This window comes from Pseudomonas sp. Sample_10 (assembly GCF_004321495.1).
Classification (GTDB): domain Bacteria; phylum Pseudomonadota; class Gammaproteobacteria; order Pseudomonadales; family Pseudomonadaceae; genus Aquipseudomonas.
Genome location: NZ_RCOE01000143.1, coordinates 1 through 15,541 on the forward strand (window position 1 = coordinate 1; position 15,541 = coordinate 15,541).

Genomic DNA, 15,541 nt, shown 5'->3' on the forward strand with positions numbered 1-15,541 from the left:
TGGCGCGTCAGGTGTTCCTTGATCCGCGCCTCGGCCTGGGCGTCGCGCGGGGCTGAGTCCGTTTCGGCCTGTTGCAGCCGGGAAAACAGTCCATCGATCAGGGTTTGTTCTTCGCTGTTCATGGCGACCTCGTAGATTGCCGGGGAAATCGTTGCCCTTCTCCACTGAAGATAAGGCACTCGACCTTAATGGAGGCTGAAACAAGATGTTTCAATGCCCTTTACCGAACGTTTACGTTTGCGTCCCCAAGGGCTTGATCGGTTAAAGTGGGCCACTGCTTTCAACCTGCGATACCGACTGATGAATCCGTTAGATGTACTGCGAGACTCCCTGTATTTCTTCAAGCGCAATCTGGGCCAGATTGTGCAGCTGTGCCTGCCGCTGGTGATTATCGAGGCGCTGTTGCAACAAGTCGTCGACCGCTCCACCGAGCCGGACAGTTTCCCCGGCATCAGCGTGATCGTCGGCCTGCTGGTTTACCCGCTGTACACCGCCGCGCTCATTCTGTTCCTCGATGCCCGCAGCCGTGGCGAATCGCCAAGCAACCGCGAACTGCTGTCGAGATCTGCTTATCTGTGGCCGCGTTTCGCCCTGCTGACGGCACTCAACACGCTGCTGATTCTGCTGGGCCTGTCGCTGTATTTCCTGCCGGGCATCTGGTTGATGGTCACCCTGGCGTTCGGCGAGTACCTGCTGGTGCTGCGCGGCCTGGCACCACTGCAAGCGATGAAGGAAAGCCTGCGCCTGACCCGTGGTCATTTCCTGCGCATCCTGGTGTGCATCCTGTGCGTGATGGGGCCATTGTGGCTGCTCAAGGGCGCGACGCTGGCGGCGTATCCAGAGCCTCAAAACCCGGTGATCTCGCTGCTGATCGACAGTGCCCACAGCTTCCTGCAACTGTTCACCAGCGTGGTGCTGTTCCGTCTGTTCATGCTGATCGGCGAAGAGCCGAAAAAAATCGACGGGCCACTCTGACCTTGGGCGACCGCCCGTCACTCGGGTATGCTCGGGGTCAACTTCCGTAACGCTATAAGCCGAGCCATGACCCGACTGCTGCGCTACACCTTGCTGGGATTGTTGATCGTCATCGGCCTGACCGGTGTGATGGTGTATAGCCTGACCTGGCGCCCCGAAGCCCGCGAAGTGCTGCCAGTCAGCTGCAGCACCGGGGCACCGACTCTGGTTCCCGGCCAGGCGCTGAAGGTGATGACCTGGAACGTTCAGTACCTGGCGGGCAAGCGGTACGTGTTCTGGAATGACCTGGCCGACGGCACCGATGAGAATCCCACGCCGCAAGACATGGCCTTCAGCCTCGATGAAGTGGCGCGTGTGATTCGTGACGAGCAACCGGACGTGGTGCTGTTGCAGGAACTCGATGACGGGGCCAAGGCCAGCGATTACCAGCACCAGCTCAAACTGCTGCAGGAACGGCTCGCCGACCTGTACCCGTGCAGTACCAGCGCATTCGACTGGAAGGCTGAGTTTGTTCCTGATCCACACATCTTCGGCAGCGTTGGCCGGCAACTGGCAACCTTGAGCCGCTACCAGATCGACCATGCCCAGCGCCTGCAATTGCCGGTCGCGTCGGCCAACCTGATCAGTCGCCAGTTCCAGCCAAAAAACGCCTTGCTGGTGGCTTATCTGCCTTTGAGCGACGGCAGTCAATTGGCGCTGCTCAATACTCATCTGGAACGCGCCACGCAACCCGACGAAACGCTGCTGGCGCAGGTATCGGCCGTGGCCAAAGCCCTCGATAAACTCGAAAGCCGCGGGACGCCATGGCTGATCGGCGGCGACTTCAATCTGTTGCCGCTGGGGCAATACCAGCGCCTGCCCGCCGAACAACGCTCGCCCTACTCCGCCGACAGCGCCCTGCACGTGTTGTGGGACAAATACCCGATGATCCCCAACAACAACGAAGCCAGCGGCATCGATCGTGCGCGCTGGCTGACCCATTACCCGAACGATCCGAACCTGAGCGGCCCGGATCGCACCGTCGACTATCTGTTCTACAGCCCGCGCATCAAGCGGGTCGAGGCAACGGTGAGGCAGGACGATACGTTGCGCATTTCCGATCATTTGCCGGTGATTGCGCGGTTCCTGCTGCCGGCGACACCATGATCCTGTGAGCAAAGCTTGCTCGCGATGACGCCGGCACATTCAAGAGAGAGGTGACCGACACACCGCCTTCGCGAGCAAGCTCGGCGCCTACAGGGTTTGCGTTGCCTGCCAGTCGTCCGGGATGACCGCGATCACGTCGATTTCCATCAGCCACTGCGGTTGACCAAGCCCGGAAATCACCAACCCGGTCGAGATCGGGAACACGCCTTTCAGCCACTTGCCCACCACTTGATACACCGGTTCGCGGTAACGCGGGTCAATGATGTAGGTGGTGGTTTTGACGATGTGCGACAGATCACTCCCCGCCTCTTCCAGCAGCTGCTTGACGTTTTTCATCGCCTGTTCGGCCTGGGCGGCCGGGTCGCCAAGGCCTACCAGGTTGCCCTCGAAATCAGTGCCGATCTGGCCGCGCACATACACCGTGTTGCCCGCGCGCACAGCCTGGCAAAGATCATTGTCCAGTGACTGGTTGGGATAGGTGTCTTTGGTATTGAACATGCGAATTCGCGTGTGAGTAGGCATCAACTGACTCCCCTGAAACTTGATTAATGAGCTGGTAAATCGGCAATGCCGAAGTTCATTCCCGCGATCGAATCAACGCTGCGACGGGTCGCGGTATTCGAGGTATTGGCGCTGCGTGGCAATGTGCCCGGCGACATGTTTGGCGTCGTGCCAGACACCCCAGATAAAGCTCGAGCCGCGACGCGACAGCCATGGCAGGCCGACAAAGTAGACACCCGGCTCGTTCGAGACACCGCGCTGATGCCGTGGCTTGCCCTTCTCGTCGAACGTGTCGACCTGCAGCCAGCTGTAATCGACGGCGTAGCCGGTTGCCCAGATGATCGAGGTGATGCCCGCCTCGGCCAGATCGAGTTCGAGAATCGGGCGAGTGACGCACTCCGGGTCGGGCAGCATGAAGCGGGCTTCGGGTTCTTCCGGAAGGTCGAGTCCGTTGCGGGCAATGTAGGCATCCGCCGCGTCCAGCAGCGACAGGTAATTCTCGTCGCCCGCAGCGATATTGCGCGCCAGATCCGGCTGGAACGTCACCACGCCGTCGTTGAACGATCGGGTCAGCCCCACCAGCGTGACGCCTTGTTTGGCGAGACCGCGGAAATCGACGGTGTGGCCACCCCGCGCACCGCTCACCGCGATGGTCACGTGCTCACGACCCGGCTCCATGGTTTCGAGATCCCACAACCCCAGAACCCCCAACCACCAGCAAAAATCACGGTTGCGATAGCTGCGAGGCGGACGATCATGCTGGCCGACCGACAGATAGACCTGTTTACCGGCGCGCTGCAGCTCATCGGCAATCTGCACACCGGATGAGCCGGCACCGACCACCAGCACACCGCCCTCGGGTAGCTGCTGTGGGTTGAAATACTCGGCCGAGTGAATCTGCGTGACCGTGCTGTCTTTCGGCGCAATCGGCGGGATGACCGGCCGCTGGAAAGGACCGGTCGCCGCCACCACGCGATTGGCCTGGATCACGCCTTCGGAGGTTTCGATGGTGAAGCCTGGACGGTCACTGTTGCGCACCACTTTTTTCACTTCGACGCCAGTACGAATCGGCGCTTCGAATTTCTCGGCATAGGCTTCGAAGTACGCGGCCACGCGGTCCTTTGAAGCGAAGGCGTCGGGCTCCAGATCTTCAAAAGCCAGGCCGGGGAAGCGGTCATGCCAAACCGGGCCGTTAGCCACCAGCGAATCCCAACGCCCGGTGCGCCACGCTTCAGCGATGCGGTTACGCTCCAGGACGAGGTGCGGCACACCGAGTTTGCTCAGGTGCTCGCTCATGGCGACGCCAGCCTGGCCGGCACCGACAACAAGCGTATCTATTTCTATCTTTTTATCATTCATGCTTGCGTCCTTCAGAGAGGCAACTAAGGCGCGACAAGTCGCGACCGTTCAGCTGTTTTAATAATTAATTCCGCGTCGATAACTTTGCTGGCGGGGTAGTTTTATTGTGCTTAGCGAATGCCAATAGCGAAATTATGATTTTTGTCGTTGTTGCCCATGAAAAAACTAACTAACAACTACATGGATAAATGCATTAACTGTGGGAGCGAACCTGCTCGCTCCCACAGTTAATGGAGGCGAGCCGGTATTTATTTAGAGCACACCAATTTCTTTGGCAGTTCTATCAACCGCTATCTTGGTCTTGGCAACCAGTTCGTCGATTTCAGCGCGCGTTGCGATCAATGCCGGGGCCATGATCATGCGGCCCAGCGTCGAGCGAATAATCAGGCCTTCCTCAAAACCGATCGTGCGGCAACGCCAGGCGATATCGCCTTCGTTGGCGAAGCGTTTGCGAGTCGCCTTGTCCTCGGCAAACTGCAACGCGGCGACCAGGCCGACCCCCTGGATTTCACCCACCAGCGGATGATTGCCGAACACCTCACGCAGACACTGCTGCAGATACGGACCGGTGTCGCTTTTCACTTGGCTGACGACGCCCTCATCGCGCAACGCCGTGAGGTTGGCAATTGCCACGGCGGCCGCTACCGGGTGACCGGAATAAGTCAGGCCGTGGGCAAATACGCCGCCCTGCTCGACCAGCACTTCGGCCATGCGCCGACTCAGAATCAGGCCGCCCATGGGGATGTAGCCCGAGGTCAGGCCCTTGGCGATCGACAGGGTGTCCGGCTCGAAATCAAAGTGTTGGTGGGCGAACCATTCACCGGTACGGCCGAAACCACCGATCACTTCGTCAGCACACAGCAGCACATCGTACTTGCGACAGATTCGCTGGATTTCCGGCCAGTAGCTCTCTGGCGGGAAGATCATGCCGCCCGCGCCCTGGAACGGTTCGGCGATAAACGCAGCGACGTTTTCCGCGCCCAGTTCGAGAATCTTGGTTTCCAGTTGCCGGGCCGCGCGCAGGCCGAATTCGGCAGGCGTCAGGTCGCCTTCGTGCGCAAACCAGTAAGGTTCGTCGATGTGCGCGACATCCGGAATCACCCCGCCCATTTCGTGCATGAACTTCATGCCGCCCATCGCGCTAGCGGCCAGGGTAGAGCCGTGGTAACCGTTCCAGCGGCCAATCATGATCTTCTTCTGCGGCTTGCCGAGTACCTGCCAGTAACGGCGCACGGTACGGATCAACACCTCATTGGCTTCAGAGCCGGAGTTGGTGTAGATCGCGTGGCTGTAGTGCTTGGGCAACAGGCTGAACAGCAGCTCGGACAGCTCGACCACCGCCGGGTGAGTGGTGTGGAAGAACATGTTGTAGTACGGCAACTGCTCCAATTGCCGAGTCGCTGCCGTGGCCAGATCCTTGCGACCGTAGCCGAGGTTGGTGCACCACAAACCGGACATGCCATCGAGGTAGCGATTGCCGTCGTTGTCCCACAGGTGTAACCGCTCGCCACCGACGATCACGCGCGGCCCCTCTTCGTTCAACGCCTTCTGATCGAGGAAGGCATGAATGTGGTGGGCGGCATCGGCCGCTTGGTAGTCCTTGGTTTCACGCTGTGGTTTGTAATCGGTTGTCATTTTTTATTCTCCTGAATTGAATAAAGGTTCAGTTCCCGGACACGGTAGTCAGCGGTGCCACGGCAGGCACACCGTTGTCCTGCGATTCGTTTTGGATCAGGGGTTCGGGCGTAAACAGCGGTTTGCGCATCACGAACTTGACCCACACCACGGCGATCACCGATATCACGCCCAGTACCACGCCAGCGCAAGCAAAAATGCTGGCGGTCATTTCCGGTGTTGGCGACACGTGGTAGATCGCAAACAACATGCCGAGGATGCCAACCACTTGCGGCCATGGATAAAACGGTGAGCGAAATGGACGCGCCAGATGGGGATAGCGCCGGCGCAAGGCGATCACATCGATGTGCACGATGATGTACGCCAGCAGCCAGGCGAGCGCGGCAGCCAACAGCAACAAGCTGATCGCGGCCGCGTCGTGCCCCAGAATGAGGATCGGCAGGCCGGTGATCGCGGCAACGAACAACACCGCCACCCAAGGCGTTCGGCCACGTGCCGTGAGCATCTTGAACTGCGGGAAAGCCTGGCCGTTTTGCGCCATGCCGTAGAGCATGCGCGGCAACGCTGCCAGCGAAGAATTCACGGTGCTGCAAGTCGCAGTGATGGCGGCGATGACCAGAAACAGCTTGCCGGCTTCACCGAACACAGTGGTCGCCACCAGGTAATGCGGCAGTGCGTCACTGGCCAGTTGCTCGCGTGGAATGCACAGCAAAGCGCCAAAGCAATACAACGCGATCACGCCGAAGATCACCGTCAAACCAATGGTCATCGAACGTGGAATATTGCGCTCGGGATTGCGGGTTTCTTCCACCAGCGGGCAGACGAATTCGGCCCCGACAAAACCCCATACCGCCATCGCCGCCAGGGTAATTGCACCGAACTCCAACGGGTTCCAACCCTGATCGAGCGGCAGCTGCAAACTGGCCTGGCCGTTACTCAGAGAAGCCAGGCCCATGGCAACGAGGATCACCACCATCACCAGCGCCAGCACGTTCTGCAGCTTGGCGAAGACATCGATGCCGAACAGATTCAAAACGGTGAACAGCCCCAGCACCCCGTAGGCCACTACCATGTGTGGAATGACATCCGGATAGACCTTGCTGATCACCAGGTCCAGCAACAGCAGTTCGGCCGACAGCGCAAACATCGCCACCACCATGTACCCCGAGAAGGTCGCGAGAATGGCCGGGAAATGCCCGATCGCCACTTCGGTGTAACTGCTGAGGCTGCCCGCCCGCGGGATCATCAAGGCCAGTTCGGAGAACGACCAGGCATAGGTGATTGCCAACACATAAGCGATGGCCAGCGGAATGATGAAACCGAAACCGGCGATGCCCGCACCTTGCAGCATCAGCACCATGACGCCCTGCGATACTACGACGCCCACCGCAACGGCAAGTAATGAACCCAGCCCCAGAACCCGGCGCAAACCGCCAGACTGCGCCTGGACGGACGCGGTTGTACTTGAACTCATGACAAAACTCCCCGTGTTTTCTTGTTGTTGATCGCCTCCGCGCGGAAGGCAGGGATAAACATCGCCACTCATCCTTGAATGGCGACAAGCGACAGCGATGGCTTAGCGGGCCGCCCAGGCGTTGAAGCGTTCCTCGAGTTCTTCGCCGTGATCGACCCAGAACGTGGCATCGACCAGTTGGCCTTCAGACAGGTTGGCTTGAGCGGTGGGCAATTGGGCAAGTGTGTCGGCCGGCAGCTGCGCCAGCACGTCCTTGCGGATCGGGCCGTAGGGGATCTGGCTGGAGAAAGATTTCTGGCCGCTCGCCTGGCTGGCAAACACGATGAAGCGTTCGGCCAGCGACTTGTTCGGGCTACCGCGAACAATCGCCCAGTGATCAGGATCGTAGAGGTGGCCGTTCCAGGAGATCGCCAGCTTCGAACCTTCCTTCTGCGCCACGGCAATCCGCCCGTTATAGGCCGCCGACATCACCACGTCACCCGCTGCCAGCCATTGCGGCGGCTGCGCTCCGGCTTCCCACCACTGGATCGACGGCTTGATCTGGTCGAGCTTGTGAAACGCCCGGTCCACGCCTTCCTTGGTCCCCAGCACTTTGTACAGGTCATCCTGTTGGACCCCATCGGCGAGCAGCGCCACTTCCAGCGTGTACTTGGCGCCCTTGCGCAGCCCACGCTTGCCGGGGAATTGCTGCAGGTTCCACATGTCCGCCCAGGACGTCGGTGCCGCCGCCACCTTGTTCGAGTTGTAGGCAAGCACCATCGACCACACGTAACTCGCCACGCCGCATTCGCTGACCGCGCCCGGCAAATAGTTTTTTGCATCGCCGATCAGCGCCGGGTCCAGCCGCTCGAACAATCCCTCTTCACATCCACGCAAGAGTTCAGGGCTTTCGACTTCGACCACGTCCCAACTGACCTGGCCGACATCGACCATGGCTTTGACTTTGGAAAGTTCGCCGCTGTACTCGCCGACCACTACTTTCCCGGCACCCGTTTGTTCAAAGGGTTTGAAGTAAGCACCCTCCTGCGCCGCCTTGGTGGCACCGCCGAATGAAATAACCGTGAGACTTTCGGCGTGCGCAACAAGCGGCACCGTAAATCCCAGAAGCGCGGTTAAAGCAGCCGCTGATTTAACGCTCGAAGACGAATATCTGAACATGAAAGCTCCCTCACTTTTTAATTGTGGTTAGTTACTGAGGCAGTCACGGCCACGCAGCCGCAAGTACACGGAAGACTCTCCGTGCGGTGACATCTTTTTATTCTTCAAGCCGCACACAATCAGCGTGCGGTTAATTGTTCAGTAGATGTTTAACGCAATTGAAACCAGGTGGTTTTCAACTGGGTGTACTTATCGAATGAATGCAACGACAGATCCCGGCCAAATCCCGATTGCTTGCCGCCACCGAACGGCACGCTGACATCGAGGGCATCCACGGTGTTCACCGAAACAGTGCCGGCCTTCAACGCCCGTGCAACGCGGTGCGCGCGGTTCAGGTCATCGCTCCATACCGAGGCAGCCAGCCCGTAGATGCTGTCGTTGGCCAGCCGCACCGCTTGCTCTTCCGTGTCGAACGTAGAGATCGCCAGTACCGGCCCGAACACCTCTTCACGCGACAGGTGCGATTGATGATCGACATCGGCAAAAATGGTCGGCTCGATAAAGTTGTCGGAACCGTTGAAATTCAAGCGACGCCCGCCGGTGAGCAATCGGGCGCCGTCTTCGTGGGCGCGCTCGATAACACTCATTACCCGCGACGCCTGGGCCGAATCGACAATGGCGCCAGCAGCACTGGCAGGATTCAATGGATCGCCGGGCATCCAGGCTTTGGCTTTTTCCAGAAGACGCTCGATAAACTCATCCTTGACCGTGTCCTGCACATACAGCCGCGAATTGGCTGAACACACCTCGCCCTGATTGAAGAAGATGCCGAATGCCGCCTTCTCCGCCGCCAGATCGAGATCACGGCAATCGTCGAACACCAGGCTCGGGCTCTTGCCGCCGCATTCGAGCCAGACCTGCTTGAGGTTCGATTGCGCCGCGTACTGCATGAAGTATTTGCCCACCTGAGTCGAGCCGGTGAACACCAGGCAATCGACATCCGGATGCAGGCCCAAGGCCTTGCCGGCAGACTCGCCGAGCCCCGGCAGCACATTCAGCACGCCCGGCGGCAAACCGGCTTCCAGCGCCAGTTCGGCCAGACGCAACGCCGAGAACGGCGATTGCTCCGCGGGTTTGAGCACCACGCTATTGCCGGCCGCCAGGGCCGGTGCCAGTTTCCACGCGGCCATGTCGAGCGGGAAGTTCCAAGGCACCACTGCGGCGACCACACCCAGCGCTTCGCGGGTGATGGTCGCCAGCGCCGATGACGCGGTCGGCGCGACCTGATCGTAGAGTTTGTCCAGCGACTCGCCGTACCAGGCAAACACATGGGCCGCGCCCGGGACGTCGATGTTGTAGGCATCCATCACCGGTTTGCCCATGTTCAGCGAGTCGAGCAAGGCAAGCTCTTCGCGATGGGCCAGCACCAGCTCGGACAGACGCAACATCACGCGCTTGCGCTCGACCGGTGCCATCCGCGCCCACGGGCCTTCGTTGAACGCGCGACGCGCACTGCGCACGGCAAGTTCCACTTCCACTTCGCCACACGCGGCGACACGGGCAAGCAACTGACGGGTCGCCGGGTTGATCGAATCGAAAGTTGCGCCTGAAGACGCAGCGACCTGCCGGCCATCGATCAAGGCTTTGTCAGAGAAGGTTTGCCGGGCAGCTCGTTGCTGCCAATAGTCGAGGTCGAACACGCTACGCTCCCTTTACGACCGCCAGGGTGGTCGGGGTTGTTATCAGAGGTTGTAGAGATAGTGCGGCAACCGTGCGAAGAGGAAAATTATTAAAAATGTGCTCGGGGTATAAGAAAAAACTTGGCAAGCGCTTACCCAGCCTGGAACGCTCATAGGGTAAGGTTCAGTCCACAATCCGTGCGACGGTCATCCGGGCCTTCACCGCAAAACAAAGCAAAACGAGGTGCGTGTGGCTTCCTATACATTGCGGCAACTCAAGTATTTCGTCACAACGGTAGAAGCCGGCAGCGTCGCTGAAGCCTCGCGGCAGCTGTACATCGCGCAGCCCTCGGTGTCCACGGCGATCAAAAGCCTGGAAGAGTCGTTCAACGTTCAGTTATTCATCCGCCACCACGCCCAGGGTGTGTCCCTGACCCCCACCGGCACGCGCTTCTATCACAAGGCGCAAGAGCTTTTGCGGATGGCCAGGGAGTTTGAACAGAATGCGCTGGCCGATAACGATACGGTGTCGGGACAAATCGACATCGGCTGCTTCGAGACGGTAGCCCCGCTGTACCTGCCGCAATTGATCGCCGGCTTTCGCAAGCTTTACCCGGGCGTGGACATCCGCATTCGCGACGGCGAGCAACAAGAGCTGGTGCAAGGCTTGACCGCCGGCACGTTCGACGTGGCCTTCCTCTACGATCACGATCTGGACGGCACCATCCAGACCACGCCACTGATGCCGCCACAAAAACCCTACGTGCTGCTGCCTGAAGGCCACCGTTTTGCCGACCAGAAAGAAGTGTCGCTGCGCGACCTGTGCAGCGAGCCGATGATTCTTCTCGATGTGCAGCCGAGCCGGACCTACTTTGTCAGCCTGTTCCACGAACTGGAACTGACGCCCAACATCGTCTTCAGCTCACCCTCTATCGAGATGGTGCGGGGCATGGTCGGGCAGGGTTTCGGCTTCTCGATCCTGGTCACCCGCCCGCACTCGGAGTGCACCTACGATGGCAAGAAGGTGATATCGGTCAACATCAAGGAACCGGTCACCCTGTCCGGCCTGGCGTCGGCCCATTTGAAACGCAGCCAACTGACCAAGCCTGCACAGTTGTTCGTGGATTTTTGCCGCGAACAACTGAGCCAGAAAGTCGCAGCCCCCCTGTAGGAGCGAGCCGGTTCCTACAGTAAGATGTCGCCACACAGGTAATCAGCCAACCGAACCAACATCGCATCGCAACCGTTCAACTGCTCCAGTGCGATGAATTCGTCAGGCTTGTGCCCCTGATCCATGCTGCCAGGTCCGCAAACCACCGTGGGAATGCCAGCCTGATCAAACAACCCGCCCTCGGTGCCAAACGCGACCGTGCCAAACGCTGAAGAATTGCTCAACAGCGCCAGCAGCCGCGCCGCTTCACTCTCGGGCGGTGTCGCCAACCCGGGATAGGCGCTCAGCGGGCGCAAGCGGATGTCGGTGTCCGCTTGCACCGCACGCATCTTCGGCAACAGTTGTTCCTGGGCGAACGCGTGCAGCTGGTCCGCCACACCCTGTGCATCGAAGTCCGGCAGCGCCCTGACCTCGAAATCGAACTCACATTCGGCGGGAACGATGTTGAGCGCGCGGCCACCTTTGATCACTCCCGTCTGCACCGTCGAAAACGGCGGATCAAAACGCTGATCGTGGTTGTCGGGATGCGCGAGCTGTTCACCGATCACGCCCAGCCGACCAATAAGCTGCGCGGCGTACTCGATCGCGTTGACCCCATAAGGCGCATACGCCGAATGGCACGCTGCACCGCGCACTTCGCAACGCATCGCCAGTTTGCCCTTGTGACCGAGCACAGGCTTGAGTTCTGTCGGTTCGCCGATCAGGCAGAGGCAGGGCTTGAATGGCCGCTTCTCCAGCTCGGCGAGCATCGGCCTGACACCCAGGCAGCCGATTTCTTCATCATAGGAAAACGCCAGGTGCACCGGCTTCAGAAGCGTACGCTGGACGAAGGTCGGCACCGCCGCAAGGACCGAGGCGATGAACCCTTTCATGTCCGCCGTGCCACGGCCGTACAGGCGTCCATCCTTTTCCGTCAGATGGAACGGATCGACCGTCCACGCCTGCCCGTCTACCGGTACCACATCGGTGTGACCGGAAAGCACTACGCCACCGGACGTGAGCGGGCCGATGGTCGCGAACAGATTCGCCTTGGTCCGTTCTTCATTGAAGAAGAGTTCGCTCTGAACGCCGTGCCCGGCCAGGTACGCCTCGATGAAACGAATCAATTCGAGGTTGGAATCGCGGCTGACAGTGGCGAAGCCAATCAGACGTTCCAACACGTCGCGACTGGACGCCTCACTCATCCCCGGGCACTCCGTAGCTCGGTGCCGTCGTCGGGTTGAGTGCGCGCGTCAGGTAGTCCTGCATTTGCGGTCGATAAGCCTGCCAGAGACCGTCAAGCTGACCGATGGGATCTTCCTCGGCCCAGTCGACCCGCAAGTCGATGATCGGCCACGTATGGTCACCCACCACTTTCAGCGCGGCGGAATGCACCGGCCCGGCCTCGCCACCGGCCGCCATGGCCGCGTGCATGGCCGCCAGCAAACGGTCCGCCAACTGGCCCGGTTCGGCCTCGAATGCCCCGACCATGGCTTCGATGACTCGCACGTCGCTGAGCAGGTTGCCCGCCGCGACGCACTGCTCGCCCTTCACCGCGTTATGCACACCCAGCGATTCCTTGCCGCTGAACAGCGCAATCCTGCCCGACGCATCGATCACCGTGACTTGACGGTACTGGCTCCAGCCGTTGGACGTCAGCGCCTTGTCCAGCGCCGCGTCAGGTTGCAGATGCTGATGCTCCAGCAGGTCGAGGATCTGCGGCCCAAGAGCCGGCAACGTAATGTTCTGCGTCGAGACCGCACCGACCCCCGCCCGCGCCCAGGGGCAACGTGCACCGACCGCAATGCTTGAAGAGCTGATGGCAATACCGAGCTGCCCGGTTTCCGGGCAGCGTCCGATAATCGAAAACGTCATGACTCACTCCTTAAAATTCCAATGCACGCGCCATTGCATTCTGTTCATGCACTGAAAAGGGAGAAAGCAGGTTTTTTGTGGCTTTGGGCTAGGAAAAAACTGGTCTGGCCCACGATCAGCTCAGCTCTTGCGCGGTTTGATCCGTGCCGTGGCCTCGGCCACCAAGGGATCGTCCGGCCAATAGTGTTTCGGGTAGCGGCCCTTCAAATCCTTCTTCACTTCGGCATAGGTACTGCGCCAGAAGTTCGCCAGATCCTGGGTCACCTGCACCGGCCGCCGCGCCGGCGACAGCAAGTGCAGCTTGACCACTTGCCGACCACCGGCAATGCGCGGGGTTTCGGCCAGGCCGAACAGCTCCTGCAAACGCACCGCGAGAATCGGCGGCTGTTCGCTGTAATCCAGACGAATCGATGAGCCCGACGGCACGCTCAAGTGATGCGGTGCCAATTCATCAAGTCGTTGCGGCAGCGGCCATGGCAACAGGTTGTGGACAATGCTCGACAGGTCGAGATTGGCGAAGTGACTGAGCCGCGAGACCTTGCCCAGATACGGCATCAACCAGTGTTCGAGGCTTTTGAGTAACGCCGCGTCGCTGACATCCGGCCATTCGCTGTCGCCCTTGCCGGCCAGATCCAGTTGGCGCAATAACGCCACCCGCGCTTGCCACTGACGCAGCTCCGGGGTCCACGGCAACAGCTCCAGGCCTTTGCGCCGCACCAGATTGACCAGTGCCTGACTGCGAGCCGTTTCATCGAGACCGGTCAACGGTTCGCGGCTGAGGATCAGCTCACCGACTTTGCGCTGGCGCTCGGCGCGCAGCACGCCTTCGCGCTCATCCCAATCCAGTTGATCGACGCAGCGCACCTGCTCCACCAGCACCGAATCGAACAGCGCCGGATCAAAATCCGCCGCCAGATAAATCCGCTCCTCGCGCTGGCCCTGACGACTGCCCAGATCGGCGATCACCAGCCACGGTTGTTTCATCAGGCTATCCGCTTCGGCGAACAACGCAGCGCGACCGTTGGCCAAACGATATTCGGCGCCGCCCGCACGGCGTTGTTGGGCGACGCGGTCGGGATAGGCCAGCGCCAGCAACGCGCCGAGCCAGCGCGGATGATCGGGGTCGGCGACCGGTTCCGACGCCTTGCCACGCAGATAACCGCGATACTGCCGCGCCAGTTGCCGGGCTCGCTGCACGCCACCCTGAGCGCCGCGGGCAGCTCGTTCTTCACCCGACAACAACACCAGTCGACTGTGCAGATCCGCCCCGGCACCGCGCAAGATATCGCGTTCGCCAAGCAACGCCGCGACATCGCAAGCCATGTCCGCCAATCCAAGCGCCTGAGCGCGCAACAGTAGATGGGCGATGCGCGGGTGCGCCGGCAATTCGGCCATGGCCTGGCCGTGACGGGTCAGCGTTTCGCCTTCCAGTGCCCCCAGACGTTCGAGCAAATCCTGCGCCTGTGCATACGCGGCGGCAGGCGGTACATCGAGCCACACCAATTGCCCAGGCGTCACGCCCCAGCGGCCGAGTTGCAAGGCCAGCCCCGCCAGATCCGCCGAGAGAATTTCCGCACTGCCATAGGCCGCCAGTTGTTCGTGCTGATCCTGCGACCACAAGCGATAACACACACCCGGTTCCAGTCGCCCGGCCCGACCGGCGCGCTGCGTAGCGCTGGCCCTGGAGATGCGCTGGGTGTCGAGACGAGTCATGCCGCTGCCGGGATCGAAACGCGGCACCCGCGCCAGCCCGGCGTCGATCACCACGCGCACGCCGTCGATGGTCAGGCTGGTTTCAGCGATGTTGGTGGCCAGCACCACCTTGCGTTTGCCCGGTGGCGCCGGATCGATCGCCGCACGTTGCGCGGCCAGATCCAGTTCACCATGCAACGGGCAAAGCAAAACCTGTGGGTTGTCACCCAGCGCGTCGGCCAGTTGCTGATGCACACGCCGAATCTCCGCCTGCCCCGGCAGGAACACCAGGACGCTGCCGGTTTCGTCGTTCAAGGCTTCGAGAATGGTCTGCACCAGTCGCGGCTCGATGAATTCACCGGCCTGGAACGGTCGGCCCCAGCGCATTGCCACCGGGTACATGCGCCCTTCGCTGCGCAGGATCGGTGCATCGTCGAGCAACCCGGCAAGGCGTTCGCCCTCGAGGGTTGCCGACATCAAGAGGATTTTCAGCGGCTGATCGTCACGGAACAATTCCCGGCCATTGAGGCTCAGGGCCAGCGCCAGGTCGGCATCGAGACTGCGTTCGTGAAATTCATCGAAGATCAGCAAGCCCACGCCTTCCAACGCCGGATCATCCTGCAAGCGCCGGGTGAGGATGCCTTCGGTGACCACTTCGATGCGGGTGTCGGGGCCAACCTTGCTGTCGAGCCGAATGCGATAGCCCACGGTTTCGCCGACCTTCTCACCCAACTCACTGGCCAACCGCTCCGCCGCCGCCCGCGCCGCCAGGCGACGTGGCTCAAGCATCAGGATGGTCTGCCCCGCCAGCCACGGTTCATTGAGCAAGGCCAAAGGCACGCGGGTGGTTTTACCGGCGCCGGGCGGTGCTTCGAGCACGGCTTCGTGGCGCTTGGCCAAGGCTTCACGCAGGGCGGGTAAAACTTCATCAATCGGCAAAGAAATCATGCTGGCTCC

The 15,541-nt window shown here is 60.6% G+C and carries 13 protein-coding genes; 3 read left to right on the forward strand and 10 right to left on the reverse strand.

Annotated features, from left to right (window positions below):
- On the reverse strand, positions 1-122 hold a 122-nt coding region (locus D8U18_RS13630), incomplete at its 3' end, for a DUF2076 family protein (protein WP_131107805.1).
- 178 nt (positions 123-300) lie between these two features.
- Here D8U18_RS13630 and D8U18_RS13635 point away from each other — a divergent pair.
- Together D8U18_RS13635 and D8U18_RS13640 are read left to right on the forward strand one after the other, a co-directional pair.
- On the forward strand, positions 301-975 hold the full coding sequence (locus D8U18_RS13635; protein WP_056855894.1) for a YciC family protein: 675 nt from the start codon (positions 301-303) through the stop codon (positions 973-975).
- 66 nt (positions 976-1,041) lie between these two features.
- Positions 1,042-2,121 carry an endonuclease/exonuclease/phosphatase family protein gene (locus D8U18_RS13640; protein ID WP_056855727.1) on the forward strand — a complete coding sequence of 360 codons (1,080 nt, stop codon included), beginning with the start codon at positions 1,042-1,044 and terminating at the stop codon, positions 2,119-2,121.
- An 87-nt stretch (positions 2,122-2,208) separates the two neighbouring features.
- Here the strand turns inward: D8U18_RS13640 and D8U18_RS13645 are convergent, their stop codons facing one another.
- The 6 genes from D8U18_RS13645 to D8U18_RS13670 all read right to left on the reverse strand — a co-directional run bounded on the left by D8U18_RS13645 (position 2,209) and on the right by D8U18_RS13670 (position 9,888).
- Positions 2,209-2,643, reverse strand: coding sequence for a RidA family protein (locus D8U18_RS13645; protein WP_056855728.1), 435 nt, complete (start codon positions 2,641-2,643; stop codon positions 2,209-2,211).
- Between the two features lie 72 nt (positions 2,644-2,715).
- Positions 2,716-3,981, reverse strand: a complete 1,266-nt coding sequence (locus D8U18_RS13650; RefSeq protein ID WP_130905831.1) for an NAD(P)/FAD-dependent oxidoreductase — start codon at positions 3,979-3,981, stop codon at positions 2,716-2,718.
- A 252-nt stretch (positions 3,982-4,233) separates the two neighbouring features.
- The gene (locus D8U18_RS13655; protein ID WP_131107806.1) at positions 4,234-5,616 is read right to left on the reverse strand and encodes an aspartate aminotransferase family protein; all 1,383 of its coding nucleotides are present in this window, start codon (positions 5,614-5,616) and stop codon (positions 4,234-4,236) included.
- A gap of 28 nt (positions 5,617-5,644) precedes the next feature.
- Entirely contained in the window at positions 5,645-7,090 is a 1,446-nt protein-coding gene (locus tag D8U18_RS13660; RefSeq protein WP_056855731.1) for an APC family permease, read from the reverse strand.
- Positions 7,091-7,192: 102 nt separating this feature from the next.
- Entirely contained in the window at positions 7,193-8,182 is a 990-nt protein-coding gene (locus D8U18_RS13665; RefSeq protein ID WP_347237902.1) for an ABC transporter substrate-binding protein, read from the reverse strand.
- A gap of 215 nt (positions 8,183-8,397) precedes the next feature.
- Positions 8,398-9,888 (reverse strand): aldehyde dehydrogenase, encoded by a 1,491-nt coding sequence (locus tag D8U18_RS13670; protein ID WP_056855732.1) that lies wholly within the window; start codon positions 9,886-9,888, stop codon positions 8,398-8,400.
- Between the two features lie 229 nt (positions 9,889-10,117).
- Here D8U18_RS13670 and D8U18_RS13675 point away from each other — a divergent pair, with 229 nt between their 5' ends.
- On the forward strand, positions 10,118-11,038 hold the full coding sequence (locus D8U18_RS13675) for a LysR family transcriptional regulator (protein ID WP_056855733.1): 921 nt from the start codon (positions 10,118-10,120) through the stop codon (positions 11,036-11,038).
- A gap of 14 nt (positions 11,039-11,052) precedes the next feature.
- Here the strand turns inward: D8U18_RS13675 and argE are convergent, their stop codons facing one another.
- The 3 genes from argE to hrpB all read right to left on the reverse strand — a co-directional run bounded on the left by argE (position 11,053) and on the right by hrpB (position 15,532).
- Positions 11,053-12,222: an acetylornithine deacetylase gene (gene argE / locus D8U18_RS13680; RefSeq protein WP_131107807.1), complete on the reverse strand. Its 1,170-nt coding sequence runs from the start codon at positions 12,220-12,222 to the stop codon at positions 11,053-11,055.
- Complete coding sequence (locus D8U18_RS13685; RefSeq protein WP_056855735.1) at positions 12,215-12,892, reverse strand: DUF1028 domain-containing protein; 678 nt, start codon at positions 12,890-12,892, stop codon at positions 12,215-12,217. Before D8U18_RS13685 ends, argE begins: the two co-directional genes overlap by 8 nt.
- A 120-nt stretch (positions 12,893-13,012) precedes the next feature.
- Positions 13,013-15,532 carry an ATP-dependent helicase HrpB gene (hrpB, locus tag D8U18_RS13690; RefSeq protein ID WP_131107808.1) on the reverse strand — a complete coding sequence of 840 codons (2,520 nt, stop codon included), beginning with the start codon at positions 15,530-15,532 and terminating at the stop codon, positions 13,013-13,015.
- Positions 15,533-15,541 lie beyond the last annotated feature (9 nt).